Origin of the sequence: Streptomyces sp. ICBB 8177 (assembly GCF_003144095.1) — a bacterium.
Classification (GTDB): Bacteria; Actinomycetota; Actinomycetes; order Streptomycetales; family Streptomycetaceae; genus Streptantibioticus_D.
This window is the reverse complement of record NZ_NSKH01000003.1, coordinates 338,531-352,157: the sequence shown is the minus strand read 5'-3', so window position 1 is coordinate 352,157 and position 13,627 is coordinate 338,531. Positions and strand designations below refer to the sequence as shown.

At 73.4% G+C, this 13,627-nt stretch carries 11 protein-coding genes and 1 tRNA gene; 2 read left to right on the top strand and 10 right to left on the bottom strand.

Annotated features, from left to right (window positions below; translation table 11 throughout):
* Window positions 1–169: 169 nt before the first annotated feature.
* Window positions 170–1,144, bottom strand: a complete 975-nt coding sequence (locus CK485_RS04515) for a hypothetical protein (RefSeq protein WP_109447143.1) — start codon at window positions 1,142–1,144, stop codon at window positions 170–172.
* Between the two features lie 139 nt (window positions 1,145–1,283).
* Window positions 1,284–2,387 (bottom strand): LLM class flavin-dependent oxidoreductase, encoded by a 1,104-nt coding sequence (locus CK485_RS04510; protein ID WP_109447141.1) that lies wholly within the window; start codon window positions 2,385–2,387, stop codon window positions 1,284–1,286.
* Window positions 2,388–2,667: 280 nt separating this feature from the next.
* Between CK485_RS04510 and CK485_RS04505 the strand changes: the two genes are divergently transcribed.
* Together CK485_RS04505 and CK485_RS04500 are read left to right on the top strand one after the other, a co-directional pair.
* Window positions 2,668–3,693, top strand: a complete 1,026-nt coding sequence (locus CK485_RS04505; RefSeq protein ID WP_109447139.1) for a D-2-hydroxyacid dehydrogenase — start codon at window positions 2,668–2,670, stop codon at window positions 3,691–3,693.
* 432 nt (window positions 3,694–4,125) lie between these two features.
* Complete coding sequence (locus tag CK485_RS04500) at window positions 4,126–4,782, top strand: IclR family transcriptional regulator C-terminal domain-containing protein (RefSeq protein WP_109447592.1); 657 nt, start codon at window positions 4,126–4,128, stop codon at window positions 4,780–4,782.
* Window positions 4,783–4,864: 82 nt separating this feature from the next.
* On the opposite strand, the gene CK485_RS04495 is transcribed toward CK485_RS04500, so the two are convergent.
* From CK485_RS04495 to CK485_RS04460, 8 genes are all read right to left on the bottom strand, one after another.
* Window positions 4,865–6,025, bottom strand: a complete 1,161-nt coding sequence (locus CK485_RS04495; protein WP_241968152.1) for a chitinase — start codon at window positions 6,023–6,025, stop codon at window positions 4,865–4,867.
* A 258-nt stretch (window positions 6,026–6,283) separates the two neighbouring features.
* Window positions 6,284–6,356, bottom strand: a tRNA-Lys gene (locus CK485_RS04490).
* 89 nt (window positions 6,357–6,445) lie between these two features.
* The gene (locus CK485_RS04485) at window positions 6,446–8,065 is read right to left on the bottom strand and encodes an FAD-dependent monooxygenase (protein ID WP_109447135.1); all 1,620 of its coding nucleotides are present in this window, start codon (window positions 8,063–8,065) and stop codon (window positions 6,446–6,448) included.
* Between the two features lie 105 nt (window positions 8,066–8,170).
* Complete coding sequence (locus tag CK485_RS04480) at window positions 8,171–8,392, bottom strand: acyl-CoA carboxylase epsilon subunit (protein ID WP_109447133.1); 222 nt, start codon at window positions 8,390–8,392, stop codon at window positions 8,171–8,173.
* Between the two features lie 15 nt (window positions 8,393–8,407).
* Window positions 8,408–10,030, bottom strand: a complete 1,623-nt coding sequence (locus CK485_RS04475) for an acyl-CoA carboxylase subunit beta (protein ID WP_109447131.1) — start codon at window positions 10,028–10,030, stop codon at window positions 8,408–8,410.
* Between the two features lie 167 nt (window positions 10,031–10,197).
* The gene (locus tag CK485_RS04470) at window positions 10,198–11,235 is read right to left on the bottom strand and encodes a Gfo/Idh/MocA family oxidoreductase (RefSeq protein ID WP_109447129.1); all 1,038 of its coding nucleotides are present in this window, start codon (window positions 11,233–11,235) and stop codon (window positions 10,198–10,200) included.
* Entirely contained in the window at window positions 11,228–12,727 is a 1,500-nt protein-coding gene (locus CK485_RS04465) for an NDP-hexose 2,3-dehydratase family protein (protein ID WP_109447590.1), read from the bottom strand. Before CK485_RS04465 ends, CK485_RS04470 begins: the two co-directional genes overlap by 8 nt.
* Window positions 12,728–12,809: 82 nt before the next feature.
* On the bottom strand, window positions 12,810–13,571 hold the full coding sequence (locus tag CK485_RS04460) for an SDR family NAD(P)-dependent oxidoreductase (protein ID WP_109447127.1): 762 nt from the start codon (window positions 13,569–13,571) through the stop codon (window positions 12,810–12,812).
* Window positions 13,572–13,627: the final 56 nt, after the last annotated feature.

Here is a 13,627-nt window from a genome sequence, read left to right as displayed (position 1 = left end):
GGGATACCGACACGTCAAGTACACGTCAATGGTCTGGACTAATCGTGGACTAGACCAATTCGCGCCCTTGTGAATGATCAGCCTGATGGGGCGGTCCACCGGCTGGTGGACCGCCTGGAGGCGAGTTCTCCCGGCCGCGTGGCCGGTAACCCGGGTGTGTGCGGGGAGTTCAGTCCGTGTCCGGCGCGGGCATGGAGGCGATGACCGCGCTCAGGTCCTCGGGTGACAGGGCCGGGCCCTCGGTGGCCAGCGACCACTGCCACACGCCGTCGGACCAGGTGTGCACGAAGACCTTCGGGTCGGCGAAGATGCCGCCGAGGTACGGGGGTTCACCGCGCCGGCGCCGGGCCAGCCGGGCGGCGACCGGGCCCCGCGAGCGGCCGGCCGCGGAGGCACGGACGGGGCGGGCACCCGGGGCGGGGGCGCCGCCGCCGAGGCCGAGGTCCAGCACGAGCAACCCCGTCGCCAGGTCCCCGTCGATCACGCGGGGGGCGGGGCGCGGGCCCGGCCAGTGGCCCGGCGCCGGCAACGGCCGTTCCCGCCAGGCGGCCTGGGCCGCGCGCAGCCGCACCTCCCAGGCGGCCCGCGCCGCCTCCGCGTGACCGGGGTCGAACAGCTCCTCCGGGAGCGATCCGGGGAACGCCAGGTCCGTCAGCTCCTCGCGGTACTCACCGTCCGGGGTCTCGGCCAGCAGGACCAGCGGGTGCTCGGCGTCCAGCACGACGCGCAGCCGTCCCGCGTGCGGCACGTCCAGCAGCCACTCCGCGGCCTCCCGCCCGGCCCGCGTGTACGGGCGCGGACCGCCCCGGGGCACGGCTCCCGCGAACGCTCCCGCGCCCCCGGCCGGCGCCAGTCGGCGCGGCGATCCGGCGAAGTCCCAGGAGAACCCGCGTCCGTGGCGGTCGGGCGCGGCCGGGGCGGTGATCCACAGCGCGTCCCCCGCCGCGCCCAGCGGGTCCCGGCGGACGCCGCGCCACCAGCCGGGCGGTCGGTGCGCGAAGGTCTCGACGACGCCGACCCGGCCCGGCGTCATCCCGTTGCCGGGGTCGCGGCGCGGTCTGCGCACCCGGTACGTCCCGGTCATCGCGGGAACCGGCCGGGTGGCCGCCGTACGCCACCACGCCTCCCAGGACGGCACCACCACGCCCGGCCCCCTTCGTCACGCCCTGCCCCCTCCAACGACCGTGCGGCGGCGGCGGTTCCGGGGGCGGCCGCGGGATCGGGCGGCCGCGGGATCGGGCTCCGAGGCCGTCGAGTCCCTGAGGTGACCGGAGCCGAGGTCATCAGCCCTTGGGCAACTCGTATGCGTCCGCGATCAGTTCGTACGAGTGCAGCCGTTCCTGCGCTCCGTGGGCGTTGGAGGTGATCATCAGCTCGTCGGCCCCGGTGCGCTTGGCGAGCGCGTTCAGGCCCTCGCGGACCGCGTCCGGGGTCCCGTACTCGACGTTGGCGAGCCAGGAGTCCACGAAGTCCCGCTCGATCTCACCGAACGGGTGCGCCTCGGCCTCCTCCGGCGTCGGCACCAGGCCGGGGCGGCCGGTCCGCAGCCGCAGCATGGCGAGGGCGCCGGTGAGCACCTGGCGGCGCGCCGCGCGGTCGTCGTCGGCGGCGAAGGCCTGGACGCCGATGAGCGCGTAGGGCCGGTCCAGCACGGCGGACGGCCGGAACGCCTCGCGGTACAGCTCCAGCGCCGGGACCGTGTTGTGCGCGGAGAAGTGGTGGGCGAAGGCGAACGGCAGTCCCAGCTCACCGGCGAGCCGGGCGCTGAACCCGCTGGACCCCAGCAGCCACACCGGCGGCCGGGCGGGCGACTGGACACCGCCTGGCACGCCGCCCTGCACGGGCCCGGGCACCGCGTGGATGCGCGCATAAGGGTGGCCCTGCGGGAAGTCGTCGTCGAGGAAGCGGACCAGCTCGGCGAGCTGCCGGGGGAACTCGTCCGCACCCTCGTGCAACTGGTCGCTGCGGCGCAGCGCGGCGGCGGTGGCGCCGTCCGTCCCCGGGGCGCGGCCCAGGCCCAGGTCGACCCGGCCGGGGGCGAGCGCTTCGAGGGTGCCGAACTGCTCGGCTATCACCAGCGGCGCGTGGTTGGGAAGCATCACGCCGCCGGATCCCAGCCGGATGGTGGTGGTGTGGGCGGCTAGGTGGGCGAGGATGACCGCGGGCGAGGAGCTGGCGACACCGGGCATGGAGTGGTGCTCGGCCACCCAGAAGCGGTGGAAGCCGCGGGCCTCGGCCCGCCGGGCCAGCTCGGCGGAGGTGCGCAGCGCCTCGGTCGCCGTCCGGCCACTGCCCACGGTGGCCAGGTCGAGCACGGACAACGGCACGGGAGCGGTGCCCCGCGCGGGGCCCCTGATCTCGTCGGCGGCGATGGTCTCGTCGGCCACCTGCTCTCGCCTCCTGCGGTACGGGAACGTTTCCTCCACAGCCAGCCGGTCCCGGCCTCGGCTTATTCCCGGCGCCCGGGCGCTTCCACCGATTGTTGACAACGTTCGCCGGGCGTCCCTAGCGTGGCCAGTCCACACAGCCGAAGCACAGCTCCTTCGCCCGTCCGCGCAGCTCTCACCTCGTCCGCGCAGCTCTCACCCCCGTCCGCACAGCCGGAGCCCGTCCGCGAGCGCCTCGTCCAGCGTCACCAGGCTCACGTTCCGGAAGCGGTTTCACGTCATGACTGGTCCCGAGACGGCTCCCCGGGCCGCTCCCGACTTCCCCACCGTGCTCGTCGTCGGTGACGACCCGCCGCGCCAGCTGGCCCGGCTGAACCGCCGGGCCCGGGTGCTGCGCGCCGGGTCGGCGGACCACCGCGCGCTGCGGGCGCGGCTGCCGCTCGCCGACGCGCTGCTGGTGTGGGACTTCGGGTCCGACGCGGTGCGCGACGCGTGGCCCGCGGCGGGCGCCCGGGTGCCGGCGTGGGTGCACACCGCGAGCGCGGGCGTCGACCGGCTGGTCTTCCCCGGACTGGTCGCCGCGCCGACCGTGCTCACCAACGCCCGCGGGATCTTCGAGCAGCCGGTGGCGGAGTACGTCGCCGGGCTGGTGGTGGCGATGGCCAAGGACTTCCGGGGCACCTGGGAGCTGCAACGCCAGCGTCGCTGGCGGCACCGCGAGACGATGCGGGTGGCGGGCACTCGTGCGGTGGTGGTCGGGGCGGGCCCGATCGGCCGGGCGATCGCGAGGACGCTGGCCGCGCTGGGGGTACGGGTCGAACTCGTCGGCCGCACCCGGCGCGACGCCGACCCCGAGTTCGGGGTGGTCCACCAGGCCGGGGCGCTGTGGCGGCTGCTGCCCGCGGCGGACTGGGTGGTGTGCGCGGCACCGCTGACCCGGGCGACCCGGGGGATGTTCGACGCGGCGGCCTTCGCCCGCATGAAGTCCTCGGCGCGTTTCGTCAACGTCGGCCGCGGCCCGCTGGTGGTCGCCGACGACCTGGCCGAGGCACTGCTGACCGGGCGCATCGCGGGCGCGGCGCTGGACGTCTTCGAGGACGAACCGCTCGACCAGGACCACCAGTTGTGGGACATCCCCGGCCTGTTCGTCTCCCCGCACATGAGCGCCGACACCTTCGGCTGGCAGGACGAACTGGCCGAACAGTTCCTCGCCAACTACAGCCGCTGGACCACCGGCACCCCCCTGCTCAACGTCGTCGACAAGCGTCTGGGCTACGTGCCGGTGGACCCCCGCCCCACGCCGTAGCCCTCCCGACGGTCACCGTGATGTTCGGTGGCGGGAGGGTGGCGGAATCCGGGCCGCCGGAGGCATTGTTCAATTCGCCCCGCCATGAACGCACCCGGGAATTCCTGAGCGCGGTGCGCCGAATTGTCTCCGCTCGCCCCGAAGGAACCCGTGCGCCGCGTCGAGTACCCGTGCGGCGCACAGCGGTTCCCTTTTTCCGGCGGCCCGTGACAAGGGCATATGCCAAAGTGGGCCACCCCTGCTCGTGCCGGGGTCGCAGGGCCGTCAAGTGGTCAATCAGGGTCCATAACCGGCCCGTTGGAGCTATCGTGGATTCCGGTTCAGGTGTCGGTCGCGGCTTCGTCGAGCCGACGGGTCGTGACCGGCGGTCACCCTGACAAGACAAACGGTCACACCTGCGAGGGGGACCCCGTGGCACTGGAGCACCGGCAGATGACGCCTGTCTACGCCATCCAGTACGCGATCCGGGTGCTGGAGACCGTGGACCGCCACGGCCACGGCGTGACGGCCGCGCAGCTGGCCCGGGAGATCGACGTGCCCGCGGGCCAGTTGGCCCAGCTGCTCGGCAGCGGCACCCGGCAGCAGGCCCTGACCGACAAGATCAGGACGGTCCTGACCCGGCTGCGCGACGAGGTCGGCGCCGCCGTCTACTTCAGCCGTTACGACGAGGGCGAGGTCCGCATCGTCGACTACGCGGACGGCCCGGCCGCCCCCAAGGTCAACGAGTGGGTCGACTTCCGTTACGCGGCGCACGCCAGCGCGGTCGGCAAGTGCCTGCTGACCCAGCTCGACGCGGACGGACGGCGTGAGCACGTCTCACGGCACAAGGTGGCCCGGCTGACGTCGAAGACGATCACCAACGAGGACGTCCTGCTCAACACCCTCGACAGCCAGCCGCCCACGGTCCCCACGCTGGACCTCCAGGAGTACGCGGTCGGCACGGTGTGCGCCGCGGTCCCGGTGACCGTGGGCAGCACGGTCGGCTGCCTCGCGGTCTCGATGCCCCTGGACCGAGCCCACCGCCTGAAGAAGGCAGCCGACACCCTCAACAAACGCTCGGCCCCGGTCCTGCTGTCGCTGGCGATCTGACGCCGCGGCACGGGGATCAGGCGGTGAAGGGGGCCGGCCCCGTTCGGGGCCGGCCCCCTTCACTTCTCCTGGCCGAGGCGCCTCAGCAGGGTCCCTCGTCCTCCCAGACTCCGGAGCCGCCGTCCGAGGGGGCCTCGCCCTGGGTCCACCACTTGGCCTTCCAGGTGTGGCCCTGGTAGGAGACCTCGTCGCCGCCGGTGTAGACCGCGGTGGCGCTGTAGGGCGCGGCGGTGCAGGTGCCTGAGGTGGGCGGGGGGCTGGTGGGCGGCGTGGTGGGCGGGGTCGCGCCGGCGAACTCCACCGAGTACTTGGTGAAGTCGTAGGCGCCCTGCGGCACGCTGCTGCACGAGCCGGAGGTCTGGCCGTTGTTGTCCGGCGGGCTGCACTGGCGGTCGCGGTTGACCGACCAGAAGGTGAACCGCGCCATGTGGTTGCTCTCGGCGTAGTTCAGCACCGTCTGGAAGTCCGACTGGTAGAAGTACTCGCCGCTGTCGCTGCGGCCGTTCATGCCGGAGTAGCCCTCGTGCGCGTACGCGGTCGCCTGGTCCCAGCCGAACGTGGACTGGAGCATCTGGTTGAACGCGGTCAGCGCGGCGGTCTGCGAGGCGGCGCCGTTGAAGCCGCCGTCGAACGGCATGATGGAGAACGCGTTGGGCGTGAAGCCGTCCGCCTTCGCCTGGTCGAGCATCTGCTGGCCGAACCATCCGGTACCGGCCGAGGTGCCGGGGGTGGTGACCGAGATGTAGATGCCGGGGTTGTCCTGCTGGAGGATCTTGGCGGCGCCGATCTCGTTGGCCACGGCCGTGGTGTTCTCGTACTCCGGCTCTTCGAGGTCGAAGTCCATCGCCTTGAGCTGGTACTTGTCGATCACCTGCTGGTAGGCGGCGGCGGTCGCGGCGGGCGTGCCGCAGGCCTGGCCGAGCTTGGTGCCCGCGTAACCGCCGACCGAGGCGGACACGTCTCCGCCCTTGGCGCGGATCTCGGAAATGACGCCTGCGACCGAGGTGTCGGAGGAGACCGGGTCGGTGCCGTCCCAGGTCGGCGTACAGCCGCCGCCGCTGGGCGCGAGGATGAACGCGAGCTGGAACGCCTTCAGGCCGGTGGCGTCCATCACCGCGCCGGGGTCCGGCGGATCGTTGTCCAGCGGCATCAAGTACGGAGCCGCCGCGTACCAGTTGCTGCCCAGCGCGGTGGCGGCGGTCGCGGTGGCGTCGGTGGTGGCCGCGTGACTGGTGGCGGCCATCGTGGTGAGTCCGGCTACGGCGAGGGCACCGGCGGTGGCGGCGCCCATCAGGGTTCGGAGGCTGCGGCCTCTGCGCGTACGTGACACGGGTTCGGTTCCTCCAGGGGTGGGGGCGGAGGCTGGTACAGACCAATACCGGACAGCGTGGGGGCGCTGATGGGTGCACGTCAATACTTTGGTCTGGACCAGTTGACGGGAACGCGTCCCAGGAAACATGGAAAGGGCGCCCTCCTGAGGAGGACGCCCTTTTCCGCGATGTGCGCCGCCAGGGACTTGAACCCCGAACCCGCTGATTAAGAGTCAGCTGCTCTGCCAGTTGAGCTAGCGGCGCGAGCCGGCGCCTCGGCGCCGCCTGCTTGCGAGGAAGACTCTACCCGATGCCAGCGGGTGGTCAGGACCACGGGACCCGGCGGCGGCGGGTCACACGAGCGCGGGACCGAGCCACCTCTCCAGCGCGTCGCCCAGCGCGGGCCCGCCCGCCCAGGCGACCACGCCGTCCGGCCTGACCAGCAGGCCGTTCAGCCATGGCCGCGCCTCGCAGGTCGTCGTGACGAGGTTCACACGGTCCGCGTGAGCGGCGGCGGCCTCGCGCACCGCGGGGTCGTCGGCCAGGTCGAGCAGCAGGGCCCGGCCGTCGTGGCAGTGGTCGGCGAGCCGGGTGCCGTCCGCGAGGACGAGGTCGGGCGCGCTGCGGCCGAGCAACGCGCCGGCCCCGGCGCAGACGGCGGGCTCCGCGGGTCCGCCCGGGGTCACCTGCTCCCCGCGCTCCTCGCGCCCGTCCCGCCCTCCCGGCTCCTCCCGCTCGCGCGGGGCGACGTCGTAGTGGTGCCAGACGCCCGAGATCCGCTTGACGAAGTACGTGGTCCCCGACGGCGTCGCCATCAGGTCGGCGACCACCGAGCGCAGCGCCCGGGAGTGCGCGTCCGGCCGCATCAGCAGCACCTGGGAGCGGGTCCAGTCCAGCACCCAGGCTCCGATGGGGTGGCGCTCGGCGGTGTAGGTGTCGAGCAGGCCCTTGGGCGCCCGGCCGCGTACCGTCGCGGCGAGCTTCCAGCCGAGGTTGACCGCGTCGCCGATGCCGAGGTTGAGTCCCTGGGCACCGAACGGCGAGTGGACGTGGGCCGCGTCGCCCGCGAGCAGGACCCGGCCGAGCCGGTAGGTGGACACCTGGCGGGCGTTGTCGGTGAAGCGGGTGGCGCTGCGCACCGCGGTGATCTTCACCGGCACGCCGGAGACCCTGCGCAGGCTGGTCTGCAACTCCTGCGCGGTGACCGGCGCCTCGCGGTCGGCGGGCGGGCCGTCGAACTCGACGGTGAGGATGCGTCCGGGCAGCGGGCCGTTGACGTAGACGCCGGTGTCGGTGCGGTTCCAGCCGGGGCGCAGTTCCTCGTCGCCGGTCATCTCGACCAACGCCTGGTGGCCGGTGATCTGCCCCTCGGTGCCGGGGAAGGGGAACGCGGCGAGCCTGCGCACGGTGCTGCGTCCGCCGTCGCAGCCGACCAGCCACCCGGCCCGCAGCGAGCCCGTCCCGCCGGGGCCCTCCACCGCGACGGTGACGCCCTCCTCGTCGTAGTCGAAGTTGGCCACCGCGATGCCGCGCCGCACGTCCACACCCAGGCGTCCGGCCCACTCCCCCAGGATCCGTTCCACGTCCTGCTGCGGGACCATGCCGATGCCCTCGATCGGGCCGCGGTCGGTGAAGTCGGGGTCGCGGTCGTCGACCAGCGAGCCGTCGAGCATGATGCCCGCGTAATGGCCGAGCGGCCGGGGCGGCAGCCCGCCCGGCGCACCGGCCGGCCGCTGCCGCATGAACCGTTCGAACCGCTCGCGCTGCGTCGCCTGCGCCTCGCGCAGCGCGGGCAGCAGACCGCGGCGGTAGAACGCCTCGATGGTCGGGGCGTTGATGGCGCCGGCCTTGATGGTCGTATCGGGCTCGGTGAGACGCTCGACGACGATGACGTCCACCCCGGCCAGCGTCAGCTCGCACGCGAGCATCAGCCCCACCGGCCCGCCCCCGGCCACGATCACATCGGCATCCATGAGGCCGACTGTACGAGGACGAGCCTGCCAAATCGACGGTTTCCGGCCAACCCCCGCTGCGGAGAACGGAGTTCGGGGCGGGGGCGGGCCGGGCGGCGGTGGGCGTCAGGCCGCGTGGCGCCAGTGCGGGGCCGGGGTGGTGAGCCAGGTGCCCGCGGGGCGGTGGGCGCGGTCGGCGCCGGGCCAGCGCAGGATGGTGGCGCCCGCCGGCTCCTGGAACGCGGGGGCCGCGGCGCGGGTTCTCGCCGCGGCGAGCAGGACCGCGGTCACCGCGGCCAGTTCCTCCGCGCTCGCGCTGCCTCGAACGATGCGGATGTCAGCGTCCATCGGTGGATTCCTCACTCACTGCGGCTGGTTGCCGTGCTTGCGGCTGGGCAGGGGGGCGTGCTTGGCGCGCAGCACCGCGAGCGCGCCGATCAGGCGGGAGCGGGTCTCGGCCGGGTCGATCACGTCGTCCACCAGGCCGCGTTCGGCGGCGTAGTACGGGTGCATCAGCTCGCGCCGGTACTCCTCGATGCGGGCCGCCCGGGTGGCCTCGGGGTCGTCGGAGGCGGCGATCTCGCGGCGGAAGACCACGTTCGCCGCGCCCTCCGCGCCCATGACCGCAATCTCGTTGGTCGGCCAGGCCAGCGACAGGTCGGTGCCGATGGAGCGCGAGTCCATCACGATGTACGCGCCGCCGTACGCCTTGCGCAGGATGAGCTGGATGCGCGGGACGGTGGCGTTGCAGTACGCGTACAGCAGCTTGGCGCCGTGCCGGATCACGCCGCCGTGCTCCTGGGAGACGCCGGGCAGGAAGCCGGGCACGTCGACCAGGGTCACCAGCGGGATGTTGAAGGCGTCGCACATCTGGACGAAGCGGGCGCCCTTCTCCGACGACTCGATGTCCAGCACGCCGGCGAGCGAGCTGGGCTGGTTGGCGACGATGCCGACGACCTTGCCGTCGAGCCGGGCGAGCGCGCAGACCAGGTTGGGCGCCCACCGCTCGTGGATCTCGAAGAAGTCGCCGTTGTCGACGATCTCCTCGATGACCTTCTTGATGTCGTAGGAGCGGTTGCCGTCCGCCGGGACCAGGTCGAGCAGCACGTCGTTGCGCCGGTCGGCGGGGTCGTCGGTGGCGACGGCCGGGGCGAGTTCGCGGTTGTTGGACGGCAGCAGCGACAGCAGGAAGCGCACCTCGGCGAAGCAGGTCTCCTCGTCGTCGTAGGCGAACGTGGCCACGCCCGTGGTCTCGGCGTGCACGTCGGCGCCGCCCAGCGCGTCCTGGCTGATCTGCTCGCCGGTGACCGCCTGCACGACGTCGGGTCCTGTGATGAACATCTGCGAGGTGCCGCGCACCATGAAGACGAAGTCGGTCAGCGCCGGTGAGTACGCCGCGCCGCCCGCGCAGGGCCCGAGCATCACGCTGATCTGCGGGATGACACCGGAGTTGCGGACGTTGCGCTGGAAGATGCCGCCGTAGCCGGCGAGCGCGGTGACGCCTTCCTGGATGCGGGCGCCGGCGCCGTCGCACAGGCCCACCACGGGCGCGCCGGCCGCCTCGGCCATGTCCATGATCTTGTGGATCTTCTGGGCGTGCGCCTCGCCGAGCGCGCCGCCGAAGATGCGGAAGTCGTGCGCGTAGGCGAAGACCGGGCGGCCGTCGACCTGGCCCCAGCCGATGACGACGCCGTCGGTGTACGGCTTCTTCGCCTCCAGGCCGAAACCGGTGGCCCGGTGCCTGCGCAGGGGTTCGACCTCGGTGAAGGTGCCCTCGTCGAACAGCAGGGCCAGCCGCTCGCGGGCGGTGAGCTTGCCCTTGGCGTGCTGGGCCTCGGTCGCGCGGTCGCTGGGGCCGCGCTCGACGTCGCGCCGGATCAGCTCCAGCTCGGCGGCCCGGGCGCGGGCGTCGGCGGGGGCGGCCGGGGCGGGGGTCTCGGCTGCGGTCTGACCGCTCGTACGGGGGCGGTCGTCGGTGATGCTCATGTGCTTCCTTCCCTCCGGGCGGTCGTGGTCTGCCGCGCGGCCGGGCCAGGTTGGGCGCGCTCCCTCGCGGACCGCTTGAGCGGGGGTCGGCGGCCGCAAGCCGCGCGCGGGCATGCCCGAGGGCGCCCGCCCGGTGGCTGAACCGCCCAGGTGGCGCCCTCGGTGGCTCAGCGGCGCGCCCCGGCCTCGTGCGGGGCCCGCGCCGCGTACGCCTGGATCGCGGCGAGCAGTTCGGCCTGCTCGGCGCAGACGGCCGCGTCCGGCGCGCTCCGCCGCGGGTCGCGCACGGCCCGGGTGAACGCGGTGACCGTGGCCACCGCCTGGTCGTCGGGGTCGAGCACGACCGGGGTGGTGCCGCTGGGCCGCTCGACCAGCAGCACCGGGTGGTGGTCGGCGGGCGGGGTGAAGGCGCGCTCGACGCGGATGCGGCCCTCGCTGCCCCACAGTTCGTAGGCGGAGCGGTACGCGTAGCCGATCCCGAAGGACAGTTGCGCCATCACGTCGCCGCCCGGCGTCGTCAGCAGCGCGGCACCGGAGGTCTCCACCTCGCGGCCCGGTTCCGCGTACAGCCCGGCCCCCAGCAGCCGAAGGCCGGGGCCCAGCAGGTGCAGTGCGGCGCGCACCGGGTACAGGCCGACGTCGAGCAGCGCGCCGCCGCCCAGGTCGCGCCGGTAGCGGATGTCGCCGGGCGGCAGTTCGGGGATGGCGAAGGAGGCCGAGAACGAGCGCAGCGTGCCGATCTCGCCGTCGGCCACCATCTTGCGCACGGCGGCGTGCTGGGCGTGGTGCACGAACATCACGTTCTCCGCCAGCACCAGTCCGCGCTCGGAGGCGAGCCGCAGCAGCTCGCGGGTGACCGCCGGGTCGTCGGTGAGCGGCTTCTCCGCCAGCACGTGCTTGCCCGCGCGCAGCGCCGCCTCGACCCACTCGGCGTGCAGCGCGATGGGCAGCGGCACGTAGACCGCCTCGACGTCGTCGCGTTCCAGCAGCGCCGGGTAGCCGGTGACCGCCGCGCAGCCGTAACGGGCCGCCGTATCCCGCGACTTGGCGCCGTCGCGGCTGGCTACCGCCGCCAGCTCGGCGCCGGAGGCCGCCGCGAACGCGGGCAGCATCCGGCGCCGGGCGATGTCCGCACACCCCAGCACGCCGATCCGGACGGGCCGGGGAGTCCCGTTCCCCGGCCCGTCGTCGATCAGCTCAGGCATTCCTGCCCCCTCCCATCGCGTTGAGGCAGGCAAGCAGCGTACGGGCTTGGACGTTGACGTAGTGGCCGTGACGCACCAAAGACGCCAGTTGACCGGGGGTGACCCAGCGGAAGCCCTCCGGCGGGTCGAGTTCGGCGCCCGGCTCACCGTCGAGGACCTCCACGACGAGGTAGCGGGCCTCGGCGTTGAGGAAGCGGCCGCCCTCCTCGGAGTGCACCGCCTCGTAGCGGACCCGGGCGGGCTCGGCGCCCAGCACCAGGTCCAGGAAGGGCGGGCGGTCCGCCTCCGGCAGGCCGTCGTGGTTGCCCGGGGTGCACTGCACGGTGGGGCTCAGCTCGACGGTGTCGAGGAAGCCGCCCTCGACGCGGGCGTTGACCAGCACGTGCAGCACGCCCTCGATGGAGCGGGCGAGGAACGCGCACACCCCGGTGCCGACCGGCTCGATCAACGGCTGCGTCCAGCGGGCGACTTCGCGGCTGCCCGCCTCGACCTTGACCGCGACCACGTCGAAGAAGCGGCCCTGGTCGTGGCTGATGCGCCGCTCGTTTCGGGTCCAGTCCGGCAGGCCGGCCAGCGGTATCCGCTCCGCGTGCACGTCCGGGGCGGAGCGCTGGGCGGTGAACCACGACAGCAGTTCGGTGTCGGAGTGCAGCGCGCCCGCGTCCGGGGTGCGCGCGCGGTCCAGCGCGGCGGCGAACGAGCCGTCCACCGCCCAGTCGAAGGTGCCGTCGGCGGCGAAGTGCCGGGGCCCCTCGGGGCCCATGGGAACGGTGGACAGCACGGTGCGCGAGTCCATGTTCACCACGTTGTCCTGGTGCAGCAGTTCGCTGATCTGGCCGAAGGTGAGCCAGCAGAAGTCGTCGTGCAGCGGCACGTCGCCGTGCGCCTCGACGATCATGTTGCGGTTGGACTTGTGGAAGAACCACGAGCCGTGCTCGGACTGGAGCACGTCGGTGAGCACCCGGCCGAGTTCGGGGCGCAGGAAGTACTCGATGTACTTCACGTCGGCGCCCTGGTGGACCTTGGTGTAGTTGGAGCGGGTGGCCTGCACGGTGGGCGACAGCTGGAGCAGGTTGCGGTTGCCCGGCTCCATCTTGGCCTGCATCAGGCAGTGCAGCACCCCGTCGAACTCCTTGACCAGGATGCCCAGGATGCCGACCTCGGGCTGCTTGATGATCGGCTGGTGCCACTCGCGGTACGGCCCGCTGTCGCTGGTGACGCGCATGCCCTCGACGGTGAAGAACCGTCCGCTGCGGTGCACCAGGTTGCCGGTGCCGTCCTCGAAGGACCAGCCGTCCAGCTCGTCGAACGGGATCTTCTCGACCTTGAAGACGTTGGCCCGGCCGCGGGCGGCGAGCCACGCGGCGAAGTCCTCGGTCTTCAGGTGCACCCCGCGGGTGGTCTGCGCCGAGCGGGCGAAGCGGGCCGGCAGCCCGGCGTCGTCGCGGGCGGTCAGCAGCGGGGAAGCCGGCGGTGCGGCGAAAGTGGTCATGGTGGTCCCTCCCTGGTGGGTCGGCGGCCCGCCGCGCGCCGGGCCGGTGCCCTGGTGACGCGCGGCGCGGTCCGCCGCGATGTCATCTGCCGCCCGCAACCGTCAGCGCTTCGCCGGTGATGTTGCCGTTGGCCCCCGAGCCCAGGAACACCACCGAGCGGGCGACTTCTTCGGGGGTGCTCAGCCGGGCCGTGGGGGTCGCCCCGGACTCGCGGTCGCGCACGGCCGCGGGCAGCCGGGACAGCACCGCCGGTGTCGCGGTCAGCCCGGGGCAGACCACGTTGACCAGCACGCCGCTGTCGCCCAGGTCCCACATCAGGCTGCGGGCCAGCCCGTGCAGTCCGGCCTTCGCGGCGCCGTAGAACTCCTGGCCGAGGTTGCCGTCGAGCGCGTTGTGCGAGGACATCAGCACGATCCGCCCCCAGCCGCGCCGGCGCATCCCCGGCACCGCGCACTGCACGGTGCGGATCGCCGGGGCGAGGTTGTCGTCGAGCACCGGGCGCCACTCGGACTCCGGCACGTCCTCGAAGCGGGTGCCGCGCTCGCGCCGCTTGCCGTAGCGCACCGCGCCCACGACGAGGACGTCGAGGCCGCCCCAGCGCTCCTCGACCGCCGCCACCGCCCGCTCCGGCGAGCCGGCCTCGTCCAGCGCGTACGGCACCGGGAAGGCGCGGTCGTCGGCCGCCCCGAGTTCGGTCGAGAGCTTCTGGGCGGCCTCGGTGTCGCTGCGGTAGGCGACGGCGACCTTCGCGCCCTCGGCATGGAAGGCGCGGGCGATCTCGCGGCCGATGCCTCCGGTGGCGCCGGTGACCAGGACGGCGCGTCCGGTCAGGCCGAGATCCATGGACGGCGTCCTTCCGTGCGGGGGTGGTGGGGCGTGCGGTACACCGGGGTGCGGCG

Excerpts from the sequence above, each read along its gene's own strand:
- CK485_RS04475 (WP_109447131.1), bottom strand. The coding sequence starts at position 10,030 with ATGAGCATCACCGACGACCGCCCCCGTACGAGCGGTCAGACCGCAGCC.
- CK485_RS04470 (WP_109447129.1), bottom strand. The coding sequence starts at position 11,235 with ATGCCTGAGCTGATCGACGACGGGCCGGGGAACGGGACTCCCCGGCCC.
- CK485_RS04460 (WP_109447127.1), bottom strand. The coding sequence starts at position 13,571 with ATGGATCTCGGCCTGACCGGACGCGCCGTCCTGGTCACCGGCGCCACC.
- CK485_RS04495 (WP_241968152.1), bottom strand. The coding sequence starts at position 6,025 with ATGGCCGCCACCAGTCACGCGGCCACCACCGACGCCACCGCGACCGCC.
- CK485_RS04485 (WP_109447135.1), bottom strand. The coding sequence starts at position 8,065 with ATGGATGCCGATGTGATCGTGGCCGGGGGCGGGCCGGTGGGGCTGATG.
- CK485_RS04500 (WP_109447592.1), top strand. The coding sequence starts at position 4,126 with ATGACGCCTGTCTACGCCATCCAGTACGCGATCCGGGTGCTGGAGACC.
- CK485_RS04465 (WP_109447590.1), bottom strand. The coding sequence starts at position 12,727 with ATGACCACTTTCGCCGCACCGCCGGCTTCCCCGCTGCTGACCGCCCGC.
- CK485_RS04480 (WP_109447133.1), bottom strand. The coding sequence starts at position 8,392 with ATGGACGCTGACATCCGCATCGTTCGAGGCAGCGCGAGCGCGGAGGAA.
- CK485_RS04505 (WP_109447139.1), top strand. The coding sequence starts at position 2,668 with ATGACTGGTCCCGAGACGGCTCCCCGGGCCGCTCCCGACTTCCCCACC.